At 41.6% G+C, this 22,205-nt stretch carries 20 protein-coding genes; 11 read left to right on the forward strand and 9 right to left on the reverse strand.

From position 1 onward, the window contains the following. The first annotated feature begins 33 nt into the window (after nt 1-33). On the forward strand, nt 34-717 hold the full coding sequence (locus H6G75_RS18480) for a phosphate ABC transporter permease (RefSeq protein ID WP_190981472.1): 684 nt from the start codon (nt 34-36) through the stop codon (nt 715-717). A 70-nt stretch (nt 718-787) separates the two neighbouring features. Here the strand turns inward: H6G75_RS18480 and H6G75_RS18485 are convergent, their stop codons facing one another. From H6G75_RS18485 to H6G75_RS18495, 3 genes are all read right to left on the reverse strand, one after another. Further along, complete coding sequence (locus H6G75_RS18485) at nt 788-1,417, reverse strand: precorrin-8X methylmutase (protein WP_190968837.1); 630 nt, start codon at nt 1,415-1,417, stop codon at nt 788-790. Between the two features lie 172 nt (nt 1,418-1,589). Further along, on the reverse strand, nt 1,590-2,399 hold the full coding sequence (locus tag H6G75_RS18490; RefSeq protein WP_190968836.1) for a TPM domain-containing protein: 810 nt from the start codon (nt 2,397-2,399) through the stop codon (nt 1,590-1,592). A gap of 379 nt (nt 2,400-2,778) precedes the next feature. After that, nucleotides 2,779-3,618 carry a prephenate/arogenate dehydrogenase gene (locus H6G75_RS18495; protein ID WP_190981473.1) on the reverse strand — a complete coding sequence of 280 codons (840 nt, stop codon included), beginning with the start codon at nt 3,616-3,618 and terminating at the stop codon, nt 2,779-2,781. 114 nt (nt 3,619-3,732) lie between these two features. Here H6G75_RS18495 and H6G75_RS18500 point away from each other — a divergent pair, with 114 nt between their 5' ends. The 3 genes from H6G75_RS18500 to H6G75_RS18510 all read left to right on the forward strand — a co-directional run bounded on the left by H6G75_RS18500 (nt 3,733) and on the right by H6G75_RS18510 (nt 7,069). Beyond that, nucleotides 3,733-5,298, forward strand: coding sequence for a pentapeptide repeat-containing protein (locus tag H6G75_RS18500; protein WP_190981474.1), 1,566 nt, complete (start codon nt 3,733-3,735; stop codon nt 5,296-5,298). A 224-nt stretch (nt 5,299-5,522) separates the two neighbouring features. After that, nucleotides 5,523-6,116, forward strand: a complete 594-nt coding sequence (locus H6G75_RS18505; protein ID WP_190981475.1) for a DUF1517 domain-containing protein — start codon at nt 5,523-5,525, stop codon at nt 6,114-6,116. Nucleotides 6,117-6,184: 68 nt separating this feature from the next. After that, nucleotides 6,185-7,069, forward strand: a complete 885-nt coding sequence (locus H6G75_RS18510; RefSeq protein WP_190981476.1) for a hypothetical protein — start codon at nt 6,185-6,187, stop codon at nt 7,067-7,069. A gap of 124 nt (nt 7,070-7,193) precedes the next feature. Here the strand turns inward: H6G75_RS18510 and H6G75_RS18515 are convergent, their stop codons facing one another. Next, complete coding sequence (locus H6G75_RS18515; RefSeq protein ID WP_190981477.1) at nt 7,194-7,814, reverse strand: Uma2 family endonuclease; 621 nt, start codon at nt 7,812-7,814, stop codon at nt 7,194-7,196. A 212-nt stretch (nt 7,815-8,026) separates the two neighbouring features. Here H6G75_RS18515 and rpsB point away from each other — a divergent pair, with 212 nt between their 5' ends. From rpsB to H6G75_RS18545, 6 genes are all read left to right on the forward strand, one after another. Continuing rightward, nucleotides 8,027-8,824, forward strand: a complete 798-nt coding sequence (gene rpsB / locus H6G75_RS18520; protein WP_190981478.1) for a 30S ribosomal protein S2 — start codon at nt 8,027-8,029, stop codon at nt 8,822-8,824. Nucleotides 8,825-9,066: 242 nt separating this feature from the next. Next, on the forward strand, nt 9,067-10,011 hold the full coding sequence (tsf, locus tag H6G75_RS18525; protein WP_190981479.1) for a translation elongation factor Ts: 945 nt from the start codon (nt 9,067-9,069) through the stop codon (nt 10,009-10,011). Between the two features lie 305 nt (nt 10,012-10,316). Then, nucleotides 10,317-11,132, forward strand: a complete 816-nt coding sequence (locus H6G75_RS18530) for a hypothetical protein (RefSeq protein ID WP_190981533.1) — start codon at nt 10,317-10,319, stop codon at nt 11,130-11,132. 116 nt (nt 11,133-11,248) lie between these two features. After that, the gene (gene recG / locus H6G75_RS18535; protein WP_190981480.1) at nt 11,249-13,723 is read left to right on the forward strand and encodes an ATP-dependent DNA helicase RecG; all 2,475 of its coding nucleotides are present in this window, start codon (nt 11,249-11,251) and stop codon (nt 13,721-13,723) included. Nucleotides 13,724-13,961: 238 nt separating this feature from the next. Next, complete coding sequence (locus H6G75_RS18540; protein ID WP_190981534.1) at nt 13,962-14,465, forward strand: DUF192 domain-containing protein; 504 nt, start codon at nt 13,962-13,964, stop codon at nt 14,463-14,465. Between the two features lie 489 nt (nt 14,466-14,954). Beyond that, entirely contained in the window at nt 14,955-15,182 is a 228-nt protein-coding gene (locus tag H6G75_RS18545) for a DUF2949 domain-containing protein (RefSeq protein ID WP_190981481.1), read from the forward strand. A 181-nt stretch (nt 15,183-15,363) separates the two neighbouring features. Here the strand turns inward: H6G75_RS18545 and H6G75_RS18550 are convergent, their stop codons facing one another. The 4 genes from H6G75_RS18550 to H6G75_RS18565 all read right to left on the reverse strand — a co-directional run bounded on the left by H6G75_RS18550 (nt 15,364) and on the right by H6G75_RS18565 (nt 20,203). Further along, a complete protein-coding gene (locus tag H6G75_RS18550; RefSeq protein ID WP_190981482.1) occupies nt 15,364-16,515 on the reverse strand; it encodes an alanine--glyoxylate aminotransferase family protein in 1,152 nt (383 codons plus the stop codon). 457 nt (nt 16,516-16,972) lie between these two features. Continuing rightward, nucleotides 16,973-17,647, reverse strand: coding sequence for a PEP-CTERM sorting domain-containing protein (locus H6G75_RS18555; protein WP_190981483.1), 675 nt, complete (start codon nt 17,645-17,647; stop codon nt 16,973-16,975). A 409-nt stretch (nt 17,648-18,056) separates the two neighbouring features. Further along, nucleotides 18,057-19,349: an ABC transporter substrate-binding protein gene (locus tag H6G75_RS18560; RefSeq protein WP_242051567.1), complete on the reverse strand. Its 1,293-nt coding sequence runs from the start codon at nt 19,347-19,349 to the stop codon at nt 18,057-18,059. A gap of 191 nt (nt 19,350-19,540) precedes the next feature. Continuing rightward, nucleotides 19,541-20,203: a glycosyltransferase family A protein gene (locus H6G75_RS18565; RefSeq protein ID WP_190981485.1), complete on the reverse strand. Its 663-nt coding sequence runs from the start codon at nt 20,201-20,203 to the stop codon at nt 19,541-19,543. A 215-nt stretch (nt 20,204-20,418) separates the two neighbouring features. On the opposite strand from H6G75_RS18565, the gene H6G75_RS18570 reads away from it, so the two are divergent. Further along, nucleotides 20,419-21,714, forward strand: coding sequence for a chloride channel protein (locus H6G75_RS18570; RefSeq protein WP_313934865.1), 1,296 nt, complete (start codon nt 20,419-20,421; stop codon nt 21,712-21,714). Between the two features lie 149 nt (nt 21,715-21,863). Here H6G75_RS18570 and H6G75_RS18575 read toward each other — a convergent pair whose 3' ends face one another. Next, a complete protein-coding gene (locus H6G75_RS18575; protein ID WP_190981486.1) occupies nt 21,864-22,088 on the reverse strand; it encodes a hypothetical protein in 225 nt (74 codons plus the stop codon). Nucleotides 22,089-22,205 lie beyond the last annotated feature (117 nt).

Below are 22,205 nucleotides of genomic sequence, written 5' to 3' on the forward strand. Positions count from 1 at the left end.
TTGTTAAAAACTAGCACTCAACACCCAGCACCCATGCTTGTTCCACTGACTCGCCAGAAATTTGAACAAATCATCCCCCTCATTGCTACTGGTCAGCAGTACAAGTATTACTGGGGGAAATTTTCTAATTTTTTACAGCGACTATTAGTTTCGGTAGTTTCTGTAGTTGTGATTTTACTGGTGAAAGCCCTGTTTGGGCTGGATTTTGGCCCCATTTTATTTTTATTGGGGGTTATTGGAGCAATGTTTTGGCTGTGGTACCCAGTGTTTCAAGCCAGTGTGCGGAATGCTAAATGTCGTCGTTATAAGTACAGTGGCTTTTTCCGGGGACGAATATTAGATTGGTGGATTACAGACAGATTGATTGGTAAACAAGAAACTGTCAACAGCAAAGGCGAATTGGTAATTGTGGAAAACCGGGAAAAACGAATAAATCTAGAGGTAGGTGATGATACAGGGTTTAGCGTTGAGTTAGATGCACCTCTGCGGCCTTATCATAAAGCGATCGCCCGTGGTCAAATAGCGGAAATGATTGTTATGTCCAATCGTGCCGATTTAGGCACCATTGAAGATTTCAGCGATGTTTACATTCCCAGCCGCGACATCTGGGTTAACGATTATCCCTATCTCCGCCGAGACTTCTTTTCAGAAACCAGCCGCCGCATCCGCGAAGACCAACAAGATAGACCACGTCGACGGCGGCGGAAAACAGAGTGAAGTATGAAGTGTGAAGTATGAAATTTAATATTTCTCCTTCTGCCTTCTGCCTTCTGCCTCCTGCCTTCTCCTAATTTCCCCGACTCGCATTCTGTCCGTAAGCTTGCCAAGCTAAATCTACCAGTCCATCAACAACAGCAGCAGCAACAACGGCATTTCCTTTACGACTTTCAATAGTAATATAAGGAACTAGAGAATCTTGCAGGCGGCTTTTATCAGTATCTACATCAATAAATCCGACTGGAGTCGCAATAATTAAAGCTGGGCGAATTTCTTCCGCTTCAATCAAATCTATTAGTGCTGTTAGTGCTGTTTGCGCCTGACCAACTACAAAAATGCCCTCTGGATAACGCTTGGCGAGAGTTTCAATCCCCCATGCTGCCAGCGTTTTTTCCTTTTGCGGACGTGTGACAGTTTCCATGCTGCAATAGACTGGGTTAGCAAACGTGCTTTGGATGTCGGAAGCAATACCTACCTGTACCATTGGGACATCTACTACGATTGTGGTGCGTGCTGCTAATGCTGCTGCACCAGCTTGTAAAGCATGTTCCGAAAACCGAATTAAAGATTTATATTCAAAGTCAGCAGTGGCGTATATCACCCGCCTCACAATTTCATACTCTGCGGGTGAAAAGACATGATCGCCAATTTCACTGTCGATGATTGCTAAACTTTGAGCATCAGTTACGTGCCATTCCATCACTATTCAGCGCCGATATACCAGCTTTCAGCTTATCAGCTAAGAGTGAATGCTGAGTCAAAATCAACAGGACTTACACAAGAGGTTATCATTTCAGGCTGGGTGTAAGGGTGTAGGTGTTCTAAACCCTTACACCCTCATACCCTACACCCTTTGTTATAACTACCAACAATCACAACTCCGCACTCGAAGAAGGACGACTGAACACAGGGGATAGGTAAGCCACTAAAGCACCAATGAAAAAGCCAGAAATATTTCGGACTAGGGGTAGCCAATCACTAGTGCGCGTTACAACTGGCCCAATACCGAAGGCGATAAACAAAATTCCCCATAATGGCGAGAAAATTAATGCCCATTGCCAAGCAACAATTTGTTTGTCATTGCGGGGTTGGGCGGCAAATCCACAAATTATCCCACCAATGACTGAGGTCACTAGGGTAAGAATCCACTGTTCTCTAGGTAGTCCAGGTACAACGTTACAACCGCCTTTGAGTAAGCAGCCTTTAACTGAGTCGAGGGCTTGTAAAATTGCTTGGTCTTCGCCTTGTTCCCGCACAAAGTACAAGTTACCAAAACGAGTTTGTAATTCTATCCAAAATGTCCGGGGTAAAAGCTCATAAACAGCATCGCCCACACTAAAGCTGAGAATGTTACCGCCACGAGAATCAGCAACTAGCAGGATACTTTTATCATCTAAACCCCAATAATTGATCACTGCTCGACCAGGGGTGCGATCGTACTGAGTTAATACTCGCAGTTTCCAGCCAGTATCGGTTTCAAATTGCTTGATATCTGAAACTAGCTTGTCTTCCTGAATATCAGTCAGCGTTTTCGCTAAATCAATAACCGGAGTTTGGAAGTTAGGTAATAAATCAGGATTGTCATAAGCCAGTGCTGCGGAAGGATTTGTTAACCAAATTGACCCAGCCACCAAAAATATGCCAATAGATACTAAAATTCGTCGCCAAAAACAAGACTGCATGGATTCTCTTATACAAATATCAACACTAAAAGTGAACAAGTTGTTTTAAAAAGTAGGAGAGAAAAGTGATACTTCTTTACACTTGTTTACTTTACTCTAATATTAGGGTCGAGGAAAAGTGGGAAGTCAGGAGTGGGGAGTAGGGAGTGGCGAGTGGGGAGTAGGAAATGAGGCAGGGGTGCAGGGTGCAGGGGGCGGGGGGAAAAAGAAAAATACTCGACTAGACGAGGGTTGAGCGAAGCGATGCACTGAGCTTGCCGAGGTGTCGAAACCCGGTAATCTTCAGTTAGGTTTAATTTAGTCCTTCTCCTCATAGACCATGATAGCGATCGCTATTTTTTGCTTCAGTATTTTGGAATGCGAAAATTTCAATTCCTACTTACTCTGTAAACAAAGGTCTTGCTTGTTGGGTTGACTGCAACTTTGCTTCTAGGGTGTTCCAATCTTCTTGTTCAATCAAGTTAATAACTTCATTAATATTTTGGCGATATTGTTGCAATGAACTCAGCAAGGCTTGGCGATTATATTTTGCCATCATCACTCCCAATTCAGGGTTGCCACCACCGACTCGGCTGGTATCGCGGAACCCAGAACTAGCTAAATTTTGCGCTAATTGTAAAACTGCGGGGTCAGTTTCACCCATACAAGCAGTAATTAAAGCCGCACTCACCATTACAGGTAAATGTGAAATCCAACTAACAGCGCGGTCATGTTGTGCTGGTTGACAGTGGTAAATTTTTGCACCCAGCGATCGCACAATCTCCTCTAAAATAGCGATCGCATCTTGGGGCGTATGGGCATCTGGTGTGAGTACGTAAGGTCGATCAACAAATAAATTTTTTTGCGCCGCTTCTATACCACTATCAGCCGTTCCCGCCATTGGATGACCGCCCACAAACCGTTCCCACATCGGTGAAATTGCCCCGACTATTGGTGCTTTCACCGAACCCACATCAGTAATAATCGTAGCGGGAGAAAGATGTGTAATTAACTGTTCAACTTGGGGAACAATAAGGGCGATAGGCGTACAAATAAAAATTACGTCTGCGGCTGCTAACAAACTCATTTCCACAGATGCCTCATCTACACTGCCAAGGGCTACGGCTGTTTGACAGGTAGATTCCCGGCGACTGACCCCCAAGAGATGATGACCTTGCGATCGCAAATCATAACCCAAAGAACCGCCTATCAATCCCAAACCCAAAATACCAATATTCATAATTGATTTAGACTGCGTATTTTTTACGTATATTCTGCATACTTTACCAACTAAGGAAATAAATTTAAGTCTTTTGCCTTTTAACTTTTTACTTAATATTTATGGGTAGCATCAATGACTGTAGAGGAATTACTCGAACAATACGCAGCAGGGGTTACAGATTTTAGTGGAATCGAACTTTGCGAAGCGAACCTGAGTGGTGTCAAACTCAGTGGTATCAATCTGAGTCATGCTAATTTGAGTGTAGTTAATCTCAGTGGGGCGAATCTCAGCGAGACTAATTTGAGCCATGCTAAGTTGAATGTCGCCCGACTGAGTGGCGTGAATTTTGTGGGTACAAACATGAATCACGCCAGTTTGAATGTGGCAAACTTAATTCGTTCTGACCTCAGCCGCGCCCAAATGCGGGGTACTTCTTTAGTACGTGCGGAGTTAATTCGCGCCGAACTCAGTCGTGCTGACTTATTTGAAGCTAACTTGAGTAATGCTGATTTACGTGAAGCCACCCTGCGTAAAGCTAATCTTCGTCGCGCTAACTTGCATGAAACAATCTTAAAAGGTTGTACCTTGGCTGGTGCGAACTTAGAGATGGCAAACTTAAACGCCGCCGACTTACATCGTAGCGACCTCAGTGGTGCTAATTTACGTGATGCAGAATTTAAACAGGCAAATCTCACCCATGCTAACCTCAGTGGGGCTGATTTAAGTGGTGCTAACCTGCGTTGGGCTGATTTGAGTGGCGCAAACCTTAGTTGGGCTGATTTAAGCGGCGCAAAATTGAGTGGTGCGAACTTGATGGGGGCGAACTTGAGCAATGCTAATTTAACCAATACAAGTTTTGTACATGCCAACTTAACTGAGGCGACATTAATTAAAGCCGAATGGGTTGGTGCTGATTTAACAGGCGCAACCTTAACCGGGGCAAAACTGCATTCTGCCTCTCGGTTTGGGTTAAAAACAGAAGGAATGATTTGTGAATGGGTTGATCTTAGTCCAAAAGGCGATCGCTCGATCATCCAAAAATTTGAAGCTGACGACCCACGGGAATTTTTTAACGAAACTCCCCCAACCATTAGAATTATCGTCGATGCAGCCTTAGAACCAGAAGCTAACTTTGCCCTTGCTGGTGCTTACTTCCACATTGCTCAAGAATATCGCATCATCAAACAACCCCCCAGCATGGAAATTGGCCGTCGCCGGACTGTATTCACATTCCGAGTAGACAGCGATGAAGCTTTATTACCTACAGCCTGTCTAGCCATTCTCCCCTTTAGAGATGCCAGCAATACGCACAAAAGCATTTATCAAGTGGTAGAGATACTGAATAAAAAAGATGTTCCTAACCTAGACAGCAAAATATCCCATCGGGTGAAGCCACTGACCACACTCATCGAAGAAGCTATTAGTCAGGCTCAGACGATTCGGCAAATGAAAAAAAATCTGGAATTAGCAGCAAAATTAAATTTCTTTCGAGCGCCTACGCAAACAATCTTAACCAATTCCAGCGCCCAAACCCTGACAGTATATGATAATCCCTACTTTGGGAAAAAATTTATTCATACCTCGCAACTCGATGCTGCATTTTTAACAGATAAGACTTCTGATACTGCCACCATTGCATCACTTTCGTTAAATATAGTTGTAGATTTTCTCAAAAGCTTTCACCATATCAATGAATAAAGGAGAATTCAGGAATCAGAATTCAGAAGTCAAAATCAGAAAGTGGGCGTTTTACATTTAGTTATTCATCTGTTCTGTGACTGGATGCAGCCGCTCATTGAGGACATCACCAAGACGGTACTGCTTGACCAGAATTTATACTGACTTCTGGCTCCTGGCTCCTGAATTCTGTTTTGCTCAGAAAATCTCAGGTTTTACCAGAAACGAATTTTTGGAGGTAGCAAATGCGTGATACCTTTAACAAAATGGTTGGACGGACTCGCTATGTAGTCTGTCGATTATTTGTTCACTTGGGTGGGTCAGATGTTGCACCAATTTTAGGTGTATTAAATCGTGGTGCGAGAGATGCGATCGATTCTGAAGGCGATATGCAGGTTTTAGGAGAATCATTAGTCGAACTGTGCGAAACCCTTCTGCGCTACGATCAAGATTGGATGTCTGCTGCCAACGAAGGCGACGTATTTTGGAGTGAAGGCGAAGCAGGAGATTATATCAACGAGTTATTTACTGACTCGGCCGAAAGATACGGTGCTGACATTGATTGGGATTCTCCATCTGACTTTGATGAACCTTTATCTATTCCAGTTACACGCAATGTTGTGGTGATGATTACCGTCGCTTTGGAAGGTGAAGTACCAGAGTTAGAAACAGACCTAGCGAATATCCGCGCACTCAAAGAAGGTTTAAAAGCCTTGATTAATCTGCACTACAAACATAAACTCAGAGCTATTCAAGTACATTTTTCACCAGCACAACTAGGCGATGAACTGAGCAACGATGACTTGTTGCAATATTACCCAGAATTGATACCTTTGTAAATTGTTGGGTTGTCCGCACACCAACCATTTTAAGAAGTTGTTAAGCTCGGAGATAAGACAATACTGCAATGATCATGACCATATTACGTAAATTCACAGTTGTTGTTTTAGCCTTGAGTTTGTGTATAACAACTGTTGCCTGCGGCGGTGGAGAGCAAACTACTTCTACAGGCCGGAATGTTAGCCAAACTTCTACTGCCACCAGATTAAGCGATGGTCAGTATCAAGTACAACAAGCTACCTATGACGATGGAACGGGAGAATATACACTGTTTTTACTAAACAGCACGCCTCCCACCTTTACAACCGAAAACTTGCAAATGGCCAGGCTGACCGATGACGAAATTAAAGCAGGTCAAAAATCTTACCTGAAAGTAGAAAACAGCCAGCCAGCTTTATACCTTACAGAAGATTTCAAAATTGAGTACGTCCACAACGTAACTCAAACCCAAACCAACCCCCAAACAGGAAGACAAGAAACGGTTGTCGTTCGACAAGAAAACAGTTTTTGGTCGCCCTTTGCTGGTTCTCTGGCTGGGAGTATAGCAGGTCAAGCAATTGGTAGTCTGTTATTTAGACCCCAATATTATGTACCCCCTGTTTATCAACCAGGCGGATTAACTGGTTTTGGTGGTTATGGTTCTAGCTACGACCAAGCAGTTAGCAGTTACCGCAGCCGCTATAATGCACCACCCGCAGCAGTAAGAAACCGTACAGCTTTCCGTACCACTGGCAATATTAGAAACACCTATCCTAGTGGTTCTAACGTCCGCACTACCACCCCTCGCAGAACTACAGTTAACCGTCCTAGTGGTTCTGGTTATGGTGCTAGTGAACTGCAACCATCAGGTAAATCGAGTACTACCCGACGCAATTCCGGTAGTAGTTTTGGTAGTGGTGGCCGTAGTCGGACTCCTAGCCGCAGTGGTGGTTTTGGTAGCAGACGGCGTTAATTAATTCAGTTAATTTTAAATTTGTGTAGGTTGGATTTTTGCTGGCTTTTTGCAGGGTACTGAGTAAAATCCAATCTACGCATTTTTTATCTGATTTTTTCAGTCGACAGTGCAAATTCAAAATTTATACCAACCCAGCTTGAAAAATTTGATTTGGAGTCAGATGTAATTCGGGAAAAGTTGGGGAAATAATGCGATCGCTATCTCTAAACTTACTAATCTGATATTCTCCATCAACTAAATTACAAACAGAGATTGTTGGTTGTTTGGGATTACCAATAAAATTACGTCCACCCAACGCCGCATAGTCAATAATCCAATACTCAGCGATACCCATCTCCTCATAGTCAGCATATTTTAAGTGGTAATCGTCTCGCCAGTTGGTTGATACAACTTCAATAATCAAAGGTATTGATGCACCCAAAGTGATGGTAGATGCTTTTTTCCATAATGGTTCATTTGCCAAATTTGCCTGATTTATCACTAACACATCAGGAAAATAACCAGAATCTTTTTCCAGAGGTCTAACTATAACTTGGTTGGGTATAAAGAAAGGAATATCTAATCGAGAAAACTCAACTGTTACTTTTTTTGCGACAAAACCCTTGATTTCTTCGTGGTCTCCTACTGGTTGTGCCATTTCAACAATACTTCCATTATGTAGTTCGTAGCGTACACCTGAGTTTTCAGGTAGCCAATCCACAAATTCATCAAAGGTTACTAGCTTGGGTATGGCTTGAGTCATAGATGATAGAAAATTGTTGTGCTGGAAATATTATCTCTAATCTATGCGGCTGGTGTTGCTGTTAAACATTGGGAAGGACTTGTTAACCGATATAAATGATTTGTGTTACCCTAGTAGAGTTGTCTAAATTCCGCACATCCAGGAGTTCGGGTGTTTTCTCTTGGGAAAATACACCTGGGTGGAGGTTTAACCCGAATAGGAGTTAAGAATATATGCCAGTCGTTTCATTGGCTCAAATGATGGAGTCAGGGGTTCACTTTGGGCATCAAACCCGTCGCTGGAACCCAAAAATGTCTCCGTACATTTACACTGCTCGCAATGGTGTACATATCATCGACTTGGTGCAAACAGCCCAGTTGATGGATAACGCGTACAACTACATGAGAACCCAAGCGGAGCAAGGTAAGAAATTCTTGTTTGTTGGTACTAAGCGTCAAGCAGCAGGAATCATTGCTCAAGAAGCATCTCGTTGTGGCGCTCACTATATTAACCAGCGTTGGTTGGGTGGAATGCTCACCAACTGGTCAACTATTAAAACACGGGTAGAAAGGCTGAAGGATTTAGAACGTCGGGAAGAAAACGGCGCTTTAGATTTGTTGCCGAAAAAAGAAGCTTCGATGCTGCGTCGGGAAATGGCGAAGCTACAAAAATACCTGGGCGGGATTAAAACCATGCGGAAAGTCCCTGATGTGGTAATAATTGTAGACCAACGCCGGGAATATAACGCAGTTCAAGAATGTCAAAAACTGTCAATTCCCATTGTGTCTATGTTGGATACCAACTGCGACCCAGATGTTGTGGATATTCCTATCCCAGCGAATGATGATGCTATTAGATCCATTAAGCTGATAGTTGGCAAGTTGGCAGATGCAATTTATGAAGGTCGTCATGGCCAACTGGATGTAGAAGAAGAATACGACGATTACGAAGGCGCTGAGGAAGATTACGATTACGACGAAAGTGATTACTCAGACTCGTTAATTCCTGACGACGAAGACGAAGACGAATAAAGTATGAAAATGGAATAGACTTCAGAAGTCAGAATTCAGGAGCCAGAATAATGAAGGCTGGAATTTAGTTAGAGTTCATATCCTACTGTTCACAGCATTCATTCTGAATTGTGAGTACTGACTCCTGAATTCTATTGAATAAATTTTCAGAATTCAGAGTGTCTTCACTTTCTGAGTAAGATAGAAATACTCAACGCCCGTAAGCGATAAAAACTCTAGGTCAAGTTAGGAATTGAGGCAACATGGCGGAAATATCTGCAAAACTCGTCCAAGAGCTACGCCAAAAAACTGGTGCCGGCATGATGGACTGCAAGAAGGCGCTGAAAGAAAATGACGGCGACATCGAACAAGCGATAGATTGGCTACGTAAAAAAGGTATCACTTCTGCGGGCAAAAAAAGCGATCGCATTGCAGCTGAAGGTCTAGTAGACACTTACATTCAGCCTGATGGTAAAGTAGGTGTACTGATAGAAATTAACTGCCAAACTGATTTCGTTGCTCGTAATGAAGCTTTTAAATCTTTGGTTAAGAGCCTAGCACAGCAAGCCGCCACTGCTGCAAGTGTTGAGTCTTTACTGGCTCAACCTTACATTGAAAATAACAGCGTTACTGTAGATGAATTCATCAAGCAAAGCATTGCTACACTCGGTGAAAATATCCAAGTACGCCGTTTTGTTAACTTTGCAGTAGCAGATGGTAAAACCGGAGTAGTAGATAGCTACATTCACACTGGCGGTCGTGTTGGTGTATTAGTTGAATTAGAATCTGTCTCTGAGTCAGCCGCAGCTAACGAAGATTTCCAAGCATTGGCACGAAACGTTGCTATGCAAGTTGCAGCTTGTCCCAACGTTGAGTATGTCGGCGTAGATCAAATCCCTGCTGATGTTGTCCAAAAAGAAAAGGACATCGAAATGGGCAAGGATGATTTGGCAAACAAACCAGAGAACATCCGAGAAAAGATTGTTCAAGGACGGATTGAAAAACGTCTCAAAGAAATGACTTTGCTCGATCAGCCTTATATCCGTGACCAAAGTATTTCTGTAGAAGAATTGGTCAAGCAAGTTAAGGCTAAAGTTGGCGCAGAAGTCACAGTTAGTCGCTTTGTGCGCTACATCCTCGGCGAAGGTATTGAAAAACAAGAAACTAACTTTGCTGATGAAGTTGCAGCTCAAATCGGGGCGAAGTAATTTGGTTTTTAGCCATTAGTTATTGGTCATTGGTCATTAGTCATTAGTGATGGACAAATGACAAATAACTTTTTCAAACAGGTCAGTTACACTAACTGGCCTGTATTTTATTATTAGAAAATAACTGCGTACATTTGTACCATATTAATGCTAATACCAATTTAGAAAATGATTGATAGAAGCTAGATACATACAGCAATTCTCAATCCGTCTTGAAAAGTGTGCTTCGAGTCGGGGAACCCGCCCACGCAACTTTTCGCAAAATCTCAAATCTAAAATTGGATGATGGGCAAGTAAGAAAAGATATGGCGAGAGCAATTGAGCGAATTGACCGGGATTTGGCGATGCTGGAAGAAGCGATACGTGCGATCGCGGCAGAACTCCAAAGTGCTTATACTGTTTATCTCACCCTTTTAGGTGAAGCTGTGCGGAAGCAGTTGATTCTGGCAAGTTACCATCTGTGTACTCAGGGATATCCCGAAAACTTTTTAAACTTGTCGCTGAATCAACGGCAGAAATTGCAACAAGCCATCCGCAAACGCGGAAAACAGTTATCTGAAGAATTAATCACCTATATGAATGGTGAAATAGTGACAGAAGATGAAAATGAGGGCAACGAGGCAGAAGAATATCTGGTGACTGAAAACCCAAAACTCAATCCTCCTAATTCTTCTAACCCTGTAGAAATAGCCAAATGGCAAAATCACTTGGAAGAGCTAACACAACAGGCGCTCAAAAAAGTTTCTCATGATACAAATGTGTTGTTGCAACAAGCTGATATTCTGCCCAAAAAAGTCCCAGAACCAATTTTAGAAGCCGCCGCCGCAGCCTCAGAAGCAGCCGCCGAAGTTATGCCAGGGCCGCCAAATCTCCTCAACTTGGTCATTGAAATTGACAACGAGCAAGATGAAGACGAATCGAGTTTGACACAGATTATGACAATTAATTTGCGGCTAGGAGAAATTGAATTTGCCGACGCGACCCTAGCATCTAGCCGCAAACAAATTCGGAATATCTTAGTACAACTCCAAAAACTCGGACGAGAATATCAAAAAAAGCAACGGGAACGTTCCATTGCAGAAGCCGAAGCAGCTTGGCGCTCAAGTTGGCATGAAGATTAGTTATTTGTCATTTGTTCTTTGTCATTTGTCCTTTGTATAAATATTAATGACCAATGACTAATGACTAATGACCAATGACCAATGACCAATGACTAATGACCAATGACAAATAACCAATGACTAATGACACACCAGATTGGATACGCTTACATAAAGCCTTGGCTGTAGAAGCAGAACATAGCTTTACAGACTTGATGGGCAGACAATACCGCTTTAGTGAATTTCTCAGTTTGACTTTTGGGAAATTTCCGGCGGCTTTGCCTGCTGTTGAGCGTCGCCGTTGGCAAGAATTAGCCACAAAATTTGCCGACTATCCTAATTTGGCAGTCAAAGACAGACAAAACTTAATTGCTACAACTCGCAGGTATCTTGACCAACTGCAAAAACAACTAGAAGACCCAGAGGAATTAGAGAAGCAGGGAAGAAACTATAAAGCGAAAATTCCCAATTCTACGCCTGTGGTAAATGAAGTCAGTCGCAGACTAGCGCCCAGAATTGACCAAAAACTCAGCGACTTGCCAGAAATAGGTATTCGCAAAGCCGACAAATTAGCGGCTTTGCGTTTGTACACGGTGAGAGATTTGCTGTTTTACTATCCCCGTGACCATATTGACTATGCGCGTCAAGTCAATATCCGCGAGTTACAGGCGGGTGAGACAGTCACTATTGTGGCTAGTGTGAAGCGTTGTAATTGTTTCACTAGCCCGAAAAATCAAAAATTATCAATTTTAGAACTGGTACTAAAAGATAATAGCGGACAAATTAAAGTCGGTCGCTTTTCGGCAGGGGCGCGGTTTACCAGTCGTGGTTGGCAAGAAAGTATGAAACGCCGTTACCCAGTTGGTAGTGTGGTGGCGGCTTGTGGGTTAGTAAAAGAAAGTAAATACGGCTTGACGTTGGATAACCCAGAGCTAGAAGTTTTGGCACATCCAGGAGACACCATTGAGTCGTTGACTATTGGGCGGGTAGTGCCAATTTATGCCCTGACCGAAGGGATAATGGCGAATATGATGCGCCAAGCCGTGATTGCAGCTTTACCTGCTGCGGCTGTTCTCAAAGACCCTTTGCCCAAAGGTTTGCGAGAAAAGTATAATTTGATGGAATTGAAAGATGCGATCGCTAATATTCACTTTCCCTCTGATAGCGATACTTTACAAGCTGCTCGTCGTCGTCTGGTCTTTGATGAGTTTTTCTATCTACAACTCGGCTTACTCCAACGTCAGCAACAAGCCAAAGCCATTCAAACCAGTGCCGTACTTGCGCCTAAAGGGCAATTAATTGAAAAATTTTATAAAATCTTACCTTTTCAACTGACTGGCGCACAGCAACGAGTCCTGAATGATATTTTGAATGATTTGCAAAAAACCACACCTATGAATCGTTTGGTACAAGGCGATGTTGGTTCTGGTAAAACCGTTGTGGCGGTGGTAGCAATTTTAGCGGCAATTCAATCTGGCTACCAAGCGGCTTTGATGGCTCCGACAGAAGTTTTGGCAGAACAGCATTATCGTAAGTTAGTTAGCTGGTTTAATTTATTACATTTGCCTGTGGAATTGCTCACAGGTTCCACCAAAACTGCCAAACGCCGAGAAATTCATTCATTGTTAGCCACAGGGCAATTACCCTTGTTAGTGGGAACTCACGCCTTAATTCAAGACCCGGTAAACTTTCACCGCTTGGGTTTGGTAGTCATTGATGAACAACATCGGTTTGGGGTCAAACAACGGGCGTTACTACAACAAAAAGGCGAACAACCCCATGTCTTAACAATGACTGCGACTCCCATTCCCCGGACATTAGCACTAACAATTCACGGAGATTTGGATGTTAGCCAAATTGATGAATTACCACCAGGACGGCAGAAAATTCAAACTACAGCCTTGACCAGCCAGCAGCGTAGCCATGCTTACGACCTCATCCGCCGGGAAGTTGCCCAAGGTAGACAAACTTATGTGGTATTGCCTTTAGTGGAAGAATCTGAGAAATTAGACTTGCGATCGGCAGTAGATGAGCATCAAAAGTTACAAGAAACCGTCTTTCCCGAATTTCAAGTCGGTTTACTTCACGGGCGGATGAGTTCCGCCGAGAAAGACGAAGCCATTACCAACTTTCGAGATAACAAAACGCAAATTTTAGTATCTACCACAGTAGTAGAAGTTGGGGTAGACGTACCGAATGCTACTGTGATGCTCATTGAAAATGCAGAGCGATTTGGCTTATCTCAACTGCACCAACTACGGGGGCGTGTTGGTCGGGGTGCGGCGCAGTCTTATTGTTTGTTGATGAGTAGTTCTAGAAGCCCTGATGCTCAACAACGGTTGAAAGTATTGGAACAATCTCAGGATGGGTTCTTCATTTCCGAAATGGATATGCGCTTTCGTGGCCCTGGTGAAGTATTGGGAACTCGCCAATCGGGTGTGCCAGATTTTACCCTAGCGAGTTTAGTTGAAGATGAAGAAGTATTAATCTTAGCGCGGCAAGCAGCAGAGAAAGTTATCGAGATTGATGTTACCTTAGAACGCTGGTATTTGATGAAAGAAGAGTTGAAATATCGGTATGACAGGTTAATGGGAGGCGCTATCTTAACTTAACTACCCACCCCTACACCCCAACATCCGCGCATACTTTGTTGGGTTACGCTATCGCTCCATCCAACCTACTTTTCTGCTTAACTTTCTCCCCTGCTCCCTGACCCTTTGCAGCCCTGATGATAAGTCTTTTACCAATACGACATAACTGGCCATAAGACCAAAAAAGATACTAAAAGAAGTGGGCTTTCTGGGGGAAATTCTGTAAAATCAAAATTTAAATAACAAAATGGCAAATTTTATGATACGTTGGCTAAGTTTACTGCCAATCATGCTCAGTCTGTTTCTTATGGGATGTTCTACGCAAACAACAGCCAAGACTCCCATTGCAGTGCAGCAAACTGGTCAAACACTACCAATTTCAGCTAAAGCAGTTGTTCCCAACGGTACAACTATTGAGTTAGAAGTGGCGGTGACTCCAGAACAGCAAGCAAAAGGTTTGATGAATAGACCTGCGTTGCCAGATAATCGCGGGATGTTATTTAAGTTTCCATCTGCACAGCCTGTGCAGTTTTGGATGAAAAATGTACCTGTGCCACTGGATATGGTCTTTTTACAAAATGGCGTAATCAAATATATTCAGGCTTCTGCACCACCTTGTGCTAGTGAGCCTTGTGCCACTTACGGGCCAAACGTACCTGTTGATACTGTAATAGAATTACGTGCAGGGCGAGCCAAAGAATTAAAACTCAAAATAGGAGATAATGTCAAAATTAAGTTTTTAAATCACAGTAGCTTACGGTAATAAGACTTAAAAACCTTGGTGTAATTAGCCATAGCAACATTTCATCAATAATTTTTCTGTAAAAAAACTGTTAAGTAGATGTGAACTCGCAAATTATTTTTCAAGCATCTAATATGATGACAAAAATAGTAAAAAAAACTACTTAAGAGGTAAAATAACAATCTTAAGGTTTCATAGTAAAAAATCTTCCTTTTGGCGTAAGTGTAAACAGTCTGGCATAAGGGAGCATAGGCTATGGAATGTTTGTTACTCAATGTGTAATTAAATAGAACACTCAGGCAAATTCAGCATGACACTTATTTAACTTGCCGAAGATGCTACTAAAAAACTGAGCAACCCGATGATTGAAAGCCAGGAATTTCCTAGTTTTTTAGGGAAATTGTTCTATTTGCGGATTATATAAGCAATATTTTCGGATCTTAATCCGGTAATTGCACAGTCTCAACTGAAGTAGTAGCTGCGGACAAAAGAGGAATGGTGAATTGATTTATGAGCGTACACACTAGACAAGGAGGTGAGTTACAAATGTCACCATCAACATATTCAAGGCTGATTCATTTTTTACAGGAAGATTTGTCAATTTCGGCAGCATCTTTGGCAGTAGCTTTACGGCATCGGGAACAAGACCCAGGGCCTTTACCGATGATTCTTTGGCAGTATGGGTTGATTACGATGGAACAGTTAGAACAAATTTACGATTGGTTAGAAACTGTTTAAGTATGAAAACTCTTGCAGGAGAAAATCAGGTATGTCACATCCAAACGGCCTTTTTCCAAGGCTGATATACAGGAAAACTGACTTTTACCAAGCCTATTTATGTAAGTCCAGGTTGAAAGAGCGAGTGAAAGATGGTAATTCTACTCGCTCTTTTAATTTATAGACCAATCACCACTGATTATTAACCATTTAATACTTTAGCTGCTGCCGCTACACCAGCACCCGGAGTAAAGTTTTCATAACCGAGTTCTAGCAGTACAACTTCTAGGGATGCTATGCAGCTAAGGATATCGCGATCGCTCACAAAACCCAAGTGACCAATGCGGAAAATTTTATTTTTCAAATGGTCTTGACCACCAGCTAAGGCAATATCAAAGCGTTTTTTCATCAACGAGCGAATTTTATCCGCTTCAATAGTTGGTGGTGCTACGGCGGTAATGGCTGGACTAGCACAGCTATCATCTGCAAATAAGGGCAAGTTTAAACCTTTAATAGCAGCGCGTGTCGCATTCTTTTGGCGTTCATGTCTGCCAAAAATAGATTCTAAACCTTCTTCTTTCATCATTCCCAAGGTGGTATGCAGTGCCACAATTAGATTAACTGGGGGAGTGAAAGGAGTGGTATTTTTAGCAGTGGATTTCTTATATTTGCCTAAATCTAGGTAATATTTGGGCAATTTAGCTGTTTTGTAAGCTTCCCAAGCTTTGGCGCTGACAGACACAAAACCCAAGCCAGGGGGAATCATATAACCTTTTTGAGAACCGGAAGCGACGACATCTAATCCCCAAGCATCCACAGGTAAATTAAATGCGCCCAAACTGGTGACAGCATCCACAATAATTAAAGCTTCACCATGTTCTTTAACGTGGCGGTTGATGGTTTCTAAATCATTGAGAACGCCTGTGGAGGTTTCGCTGTGGGTGACAATAACAGCTTTAATTTCTTTGGCTGTGTCGGCTTGTAGTTTTGCAGCAAACTGCGCTGGGTCTAAAGGTTGACCCCATTCGGCGGTAATGGTTTCGACATTTAACCCGTAGGCTTGGCCGACTTCTGCCCAGCGTTCACCAAATTTACCATTACTACCAACTAAAATGCGATCGCCAGGGGATAGAAAATTAATGATCCCAGCTTCTACCGCACCTGTACCGCTAACATTCAACATCAGCACATCGCTTTCAGTTTGGTGCAGCCATTTCAGGTTAGCCGTCACATCTGCCAAAATGTTACTAAACTCATTGGTGCGGTGTCCGATGGGATGTTTAGCTAAAGCAAGTAAAGCAGCTTCTGGCACTGGTGTTGGGCCAGGAATCATCAACATCAGCTTATCTTCCATGTCTTTGTCCTAATAGTCAAATAACAGTTAAAAGTTTAGGGGATGGTTAATTCTGGAGCAAAATCGACACATATTTATTTGCGGGTTGCACCAGTATTTTCTGTATTCTCCAAATCCATAAAATTATTGGTCAGCTTGACCTTCGATAACCTAAAACTCTGCTTGTAAGCAATCTCACCAAACGCATCAATACCCACGTCTGAGAGTCTGGTAGGGGCGTATCTGTAGCTAACGTGAAGGAGACATCTAAGTTTGTTACCCAGTGAATTGAAGTTTAATAGCGGCGATTATCTAGAATCTCACAAATTGGGTACAGGTACAATGACTTATCAAATTTTGTAGTCTCTAGTTTGACATAAATAAAGAGCGATGGGCGATCGCTCTTTATTAGCATTTATTTACATTAAAGTGTATATATACTTGGATTGATATATACACAAACGTAGAGATTGCTTGGTCACACATCCGAGTTCGCTTTTTCTTGTTGCTTTTTCTTATAGCGTAAAACCACACCAAAAGCCCCTGCTGCTAATGAACCGACAATAGTCACAGGTTCAGGAACAGGCTCATCACCACCAGAACGACGAACAATGAGATTTGATCCCAAAGACCGATCGAATGTATTTACTACCCCAAATCCTATAGTGTAAGTGCCGCCTGTGGTGAATGTGTAAGCAGTTCGAGACGCAGTTTGTCCAAAATTACCTACCTGAAGTACATCAGCCAGTCTATTCAGAGAAGTACCAACAGAGAAGAAAGAAAAATCGTTGTAAGGTAAATAGTCACCAGCTTGGAAATGCCAATCAAATGTCAAAACATCTCCAGCTTGGACTGTCAGCGTGTTTTTAATGGCAGAACCATCAGTGACATTTTGACCATTAAAAGCATCTAAAGTTCCCTTAGTTAGTCCCAAGAATGCCTCTAGAGCAGCGTCAGAAACGCCATTACTAGACATACCATCACCAGTAAACAGAGCAGCTTGCTCATTACTCAAGTTAACATTTCCAGTACTCTGCCATCCCGTAAAATCTGAAATATTGATCACTGCGGCGTGAGATGGACTAGCAGCAAAAACAAGAGTGGCTCCTGCACTAGCCACTAGTAAAGTATTCGTCAAACCAAGATTCTTCATTTTATTGGCTCTTGTGAAGATTACAAAGTTGAACAAAAAGCACAGTATAAAAAAATTACGGAACAGATTATCATTAACCTGCCGTTGCAATCAAAAATAAAAAGATGACTGAAGCTAAGTCCTGCTATTGATGCTGATAAAGAATACTTTTATCTGAAAAACCATCCCAAGCAAGTGTTTTTACTTAAGCTTCATAAAATTTTTATGTCTAAAACCATAATTTATGTCTTTAGATAAGCTGGTATCAGCCATCATAAATTAGGGCAAGAACTAAAAATCAAATATTTCGTAAAAGTCTCAAATTCACCACTGGTAAATACAACATTCAATCATCGCCTTTTGTGGTGATCACAATGAGCGACTTCACAAATCATGACTTTCTATAAAATTTGTGTAAATCTGCTCTGTTTCATTTTCCCCAAATCAGTTCTAAACGTTCTTGAGCTTGCTTAAGTGTAACTTGAGGAGAATCACCTAGCAAAGTCGCCTCAATGGCTCGACCAAGACTGTCAGATATACGACTATATCCGGCTAAAGTAGGCCGAGAGCGAGCTACAGACATTTGATCTAAAAAAACTTTTATCCAAGGTTTTTGCTTTATATATTGCTGATAAGCCTCGCTTTGAGCAGATTTGAGATTAACTGGCAAAAAACCTGTACCAATAGACCATTCTGTTTGAAATTCTTCAGTCAAAACATATTCTAAAAACTTTAGTGCTGCTTTCTCTTTTTTTGGCGTAGTTTTCATCACATAAAAGTTACCCGTACCTGTGACAGTTGCAGGTTCAACATCTCTAGGTATGGGAAATACTTGATAGTCTATCTGAGACTTGGTGATATAAGTCCAAGGCCCAGTAATTTGCATAGCTACACGTCCTTGAAGAAAAGCATCTTCTTCATAGCCGCGTTCTGGTGGTGAAAGAGTTGCAGAACCATCTTTTAATAAGTCTTGCCAAAACTGAAGCGCGTGAATTGCTTGCGGGTTATTTAAATTTGGGACACCATTGCGGACAATTTCACCGCCTGCACTCGATAAAAAGGGAAACCAGCTAAAAACCGTCCATTCTCCTTTACCCATAGGTAGTAACATTCCATATTGTTCTGGTTTGTTGTCACCATTGCGGTCTACAGTCAATTTTTTGGCAGCTTCTCGCAATTCTTGCCAAGTTTTGGGTGTGTTTGTAATACCCGCAGCTTTAAAGAGTGTGGGACGGTAAAAAATGCCGATATTACTCGTAGACAATGGTACTGACCATAAATGACCATCTAACTTTAATTCGTCTAAGAGGTTAGGGGTAATATCTGACTTGAGAGGCAAATTGTCTAGCCAATCTTCTAACGGTCGAATGGCGTTGAGTTCAATCAACTGGCCTGTAATTTGTGGGGAAAAGGTCAGAATATCTGGAGGTACTTTACCGACAAATGCTGTTAAAATTTTTGGCATTTGTTGATCAAGTTGACCAGCATAAATAGATTCTACCTGGACATCAGAATGAGTTTGATTGAATTTATCTACTAGTTTTTGAAATACATCACGATTTACAGGTGGATTAATTCCATGCCATAGGGTTATGCGAGTAACTTGATCATTTTGCGGGACGTTTGCCTGACAACTCGATAACAAGATGAGGCTGAAACATAAAATCGTCAGCAAAATAACAACTTGCCTAATAGACCTAAAAAACTTGTAAGTAATTTTCATAATAGGAGAAAAAATAGTCAGCTTCATATAGAAAAAATAATGTAACCTTATTTTTAGGAGATAATAGGTTGACAAGATTGGGCAAAAAATTTCACAGTTTTGTGGAAAAATAAATGCAGTGTGAACTTGGTGAATTGAGTCGCACAAATTCCCAAGTTCTGAGGTGTTTTATGATTACATAATGTTAGTACTTATTCAGATTGAGAAACTGCTTGTGAAAAATTTCTAGAAATGCTAGTTTCTGCTCTGGTATAGACATAGGTTTGGAATTGCGGTAGTTTTTGAGTTTTGAAGACTTGATTAGCTCTTTCCCAAAAGTCGGTATCTTCTCCATAACCCATATTATTAAAGCCTTGCAATTCAAAAAATACTTGTCTCTTGCCCACAAAGGTAGCACCGAGTACACACTCTCGCAGATTGATTTTTTTACCTGGTTGAAAGTAATCTGCTACCCAAATTTCTTCATCTGCCAGAAATCCACCTTCAATTAAATCAATTTCTGGATACTGCCGCATATATTTAATGCGTAAATCTAGATGCTCTGGCAAATAGGTGTCATCACTATCTAAAAATGTGATATATTTCCCAAAAGATGCTTGAATACCAGCATTTTTGGCATAACACTGTTTTTTGTTTTGATGTTTTAGATAACGAATATTGGGAAAAACATTAATATATTGGTCTACAATTTCAAAGGTATTATCGTTACTGCCATCGTCTACTATAATTAGTTCCCAATCTTGAAAAGTCTGGGCAAGCACACTATTAATGCAACGATTTAAATATTTGCCGCGATTGTAGGTACAAATAATAATTGATATTTCTGGCAGTAGGTCAAAATTTACATGAGTCATGATGCAACCCCTAAAAAATCTAAATTGCTCAATGATATACCAAACTTATGGGATTTATAAACTATTCATCTCAGCAGCAAATAGAGAGTAGGGCTGGGTCAGTTGATTTGTTTGTCAGTATTTATGACTGCTAGAGTAAACAGGGATAACGGAAATATTGTACAAGATAGTAGTAAATCTTCATTATTTTAGTTTTTATCAAAAGGATATCAACAGTGCCATTAAATCCGCCGCCCCCAAATAATCAACCTCAAAGTTGGGCATTAACGCAACTGTTCGGACTGTCAAGGCGTAATCCCTTGATGATTTCTCGCTGGGTGTTGCGTTGGGTTGTAGTAGGGACGGTTAGTGGTTTATTTGCAGGGTTGTACTGGAATGTTTTAGAACTGTTAACTCATCAGTTGCAAAAATTCCAAGGTTTAAGTTTGCTAATTGTGATGCCACTGGCTGGTTTAATTGTGGGGCTAGTGATTCATTTTTTAGGCAATCCAGGTGAAATCGCTGTGATTGTGGATAATATTCATTTTCGTGGTGGACGCTTGGATGGGCGAAAAAACCCCTCGATGATTCTAGCTTCTTTAGTTAGTATTGCGGCTGGTGGAAGTGCTGGCCCAGAAGCGCCATTGGTGCAGGTTACAGGTTCCTTTGGAACTTGGCTAGGCGATCGCCTAAAACTTGAAGGTGAAGATTTGCGATCGATGAGTTTGGCGGCGATGGCGGCTGGTTTTACGGCTTTGTTTGGCGCACCTCTGGGCGGGGCGATGTTTGCTTTAGAAATCTTGCATCATCAGCATGTTGTGGAATATTACGAAGCCTTAATGCCGGCGATTGTATCTAGTTGTGCTAGTTATTTGGTATTTACGGCGATTACTCATTTAGGAATTGCACCAACTTGGCATTTTCCCCAATATCGCTTGGAGAATATCGATGATTTTGCCTTGGCGATTTTGTTTGGGATGATTGGGGCGATCGCAGGATGGATTTTCATCGGGATTTTTCGCACCTGCGACAGCGTTTTTCACCGTATTTCTGTCCCTATTTATTTACGCACTACATTAGCCGGGTTGGGAATTGGTAGTTTAGCCACTTTCTTACCTCTCACCCGTTATTTTGGCCATGAAGAATTAGAAACTGTGCTGACAACTAGTTTTTCGGGAATTTTTCTGTTAACACTGGCTTTGGGTAAAATGGCGGCTATTAGTATGACAGTCACAGGTGGGTGGCGTGGTGGATTTATTATCCCCTTATTTTTCACTGGTGCTTGTATTGGTAAAGCTGTGGTAATTTTGATTCCGGGCATTAATCCTGCTTTAGCAATGATTTGTACAATGGCGGCACTGAACGCAGCAGTAACGCGCACACCCATCAGTACAACTTTGTTACTCTCAAAGCTCACTAGTTTTAGTCCATTTACACCAATTTTATTTGCTAGTTTAGTGGGCTTTTTTCTAGCGCCTAAAGTGCCTTTAATTGCGGCTCAAATGAAGTCTCAGCAAGAAGTAATTAATTAATCACTGCTAAAAATAAATATTTATCTAGCTTTTTTAGCTATACCAATCCTAAATGATTCACAAACAAACATCTCTGCTTTGTCTCCCTTGTCTCTTGTGTGCGTAATCAAATAGGACTGCTATATTATTAGCCTTTATACTGCCAAAGCCTAATCAATTTTGGATTTCTTGAGTTGATTTAGAAATTCTTTCTGCTCTGCTAAATATTTAGCAATTTCTTTGGCATTTAAAGGAATAACTTTTGTTGTAGGACGAATTGGTTGTAATACTTTATTACGACTACAATAAGAATAACTGGCTTTGCGATATACACAACTGTAACTTACTCCAGGCAGACGAAAATAGCTACCGATCGCTAATTGTTGAAATGTCATCTGTGAAACTCAACATTGATAATTGAACTGTATTATGATAGCCCCGGTAAACCGATAATCAACAGATGATATTAAAATCCCGTTACATTGCTGTGATTGCTGTTGGTTTTGTCTTTA

It is taken from the genome of Nostoc sp. FACHB-280 (assembly GCF_014697615.1).
GTDB lineage: Bacteria > Cyanobacteriota > Cyanobacteriia > Cyanobacteriales > Nostocaceae > Nostoc_B.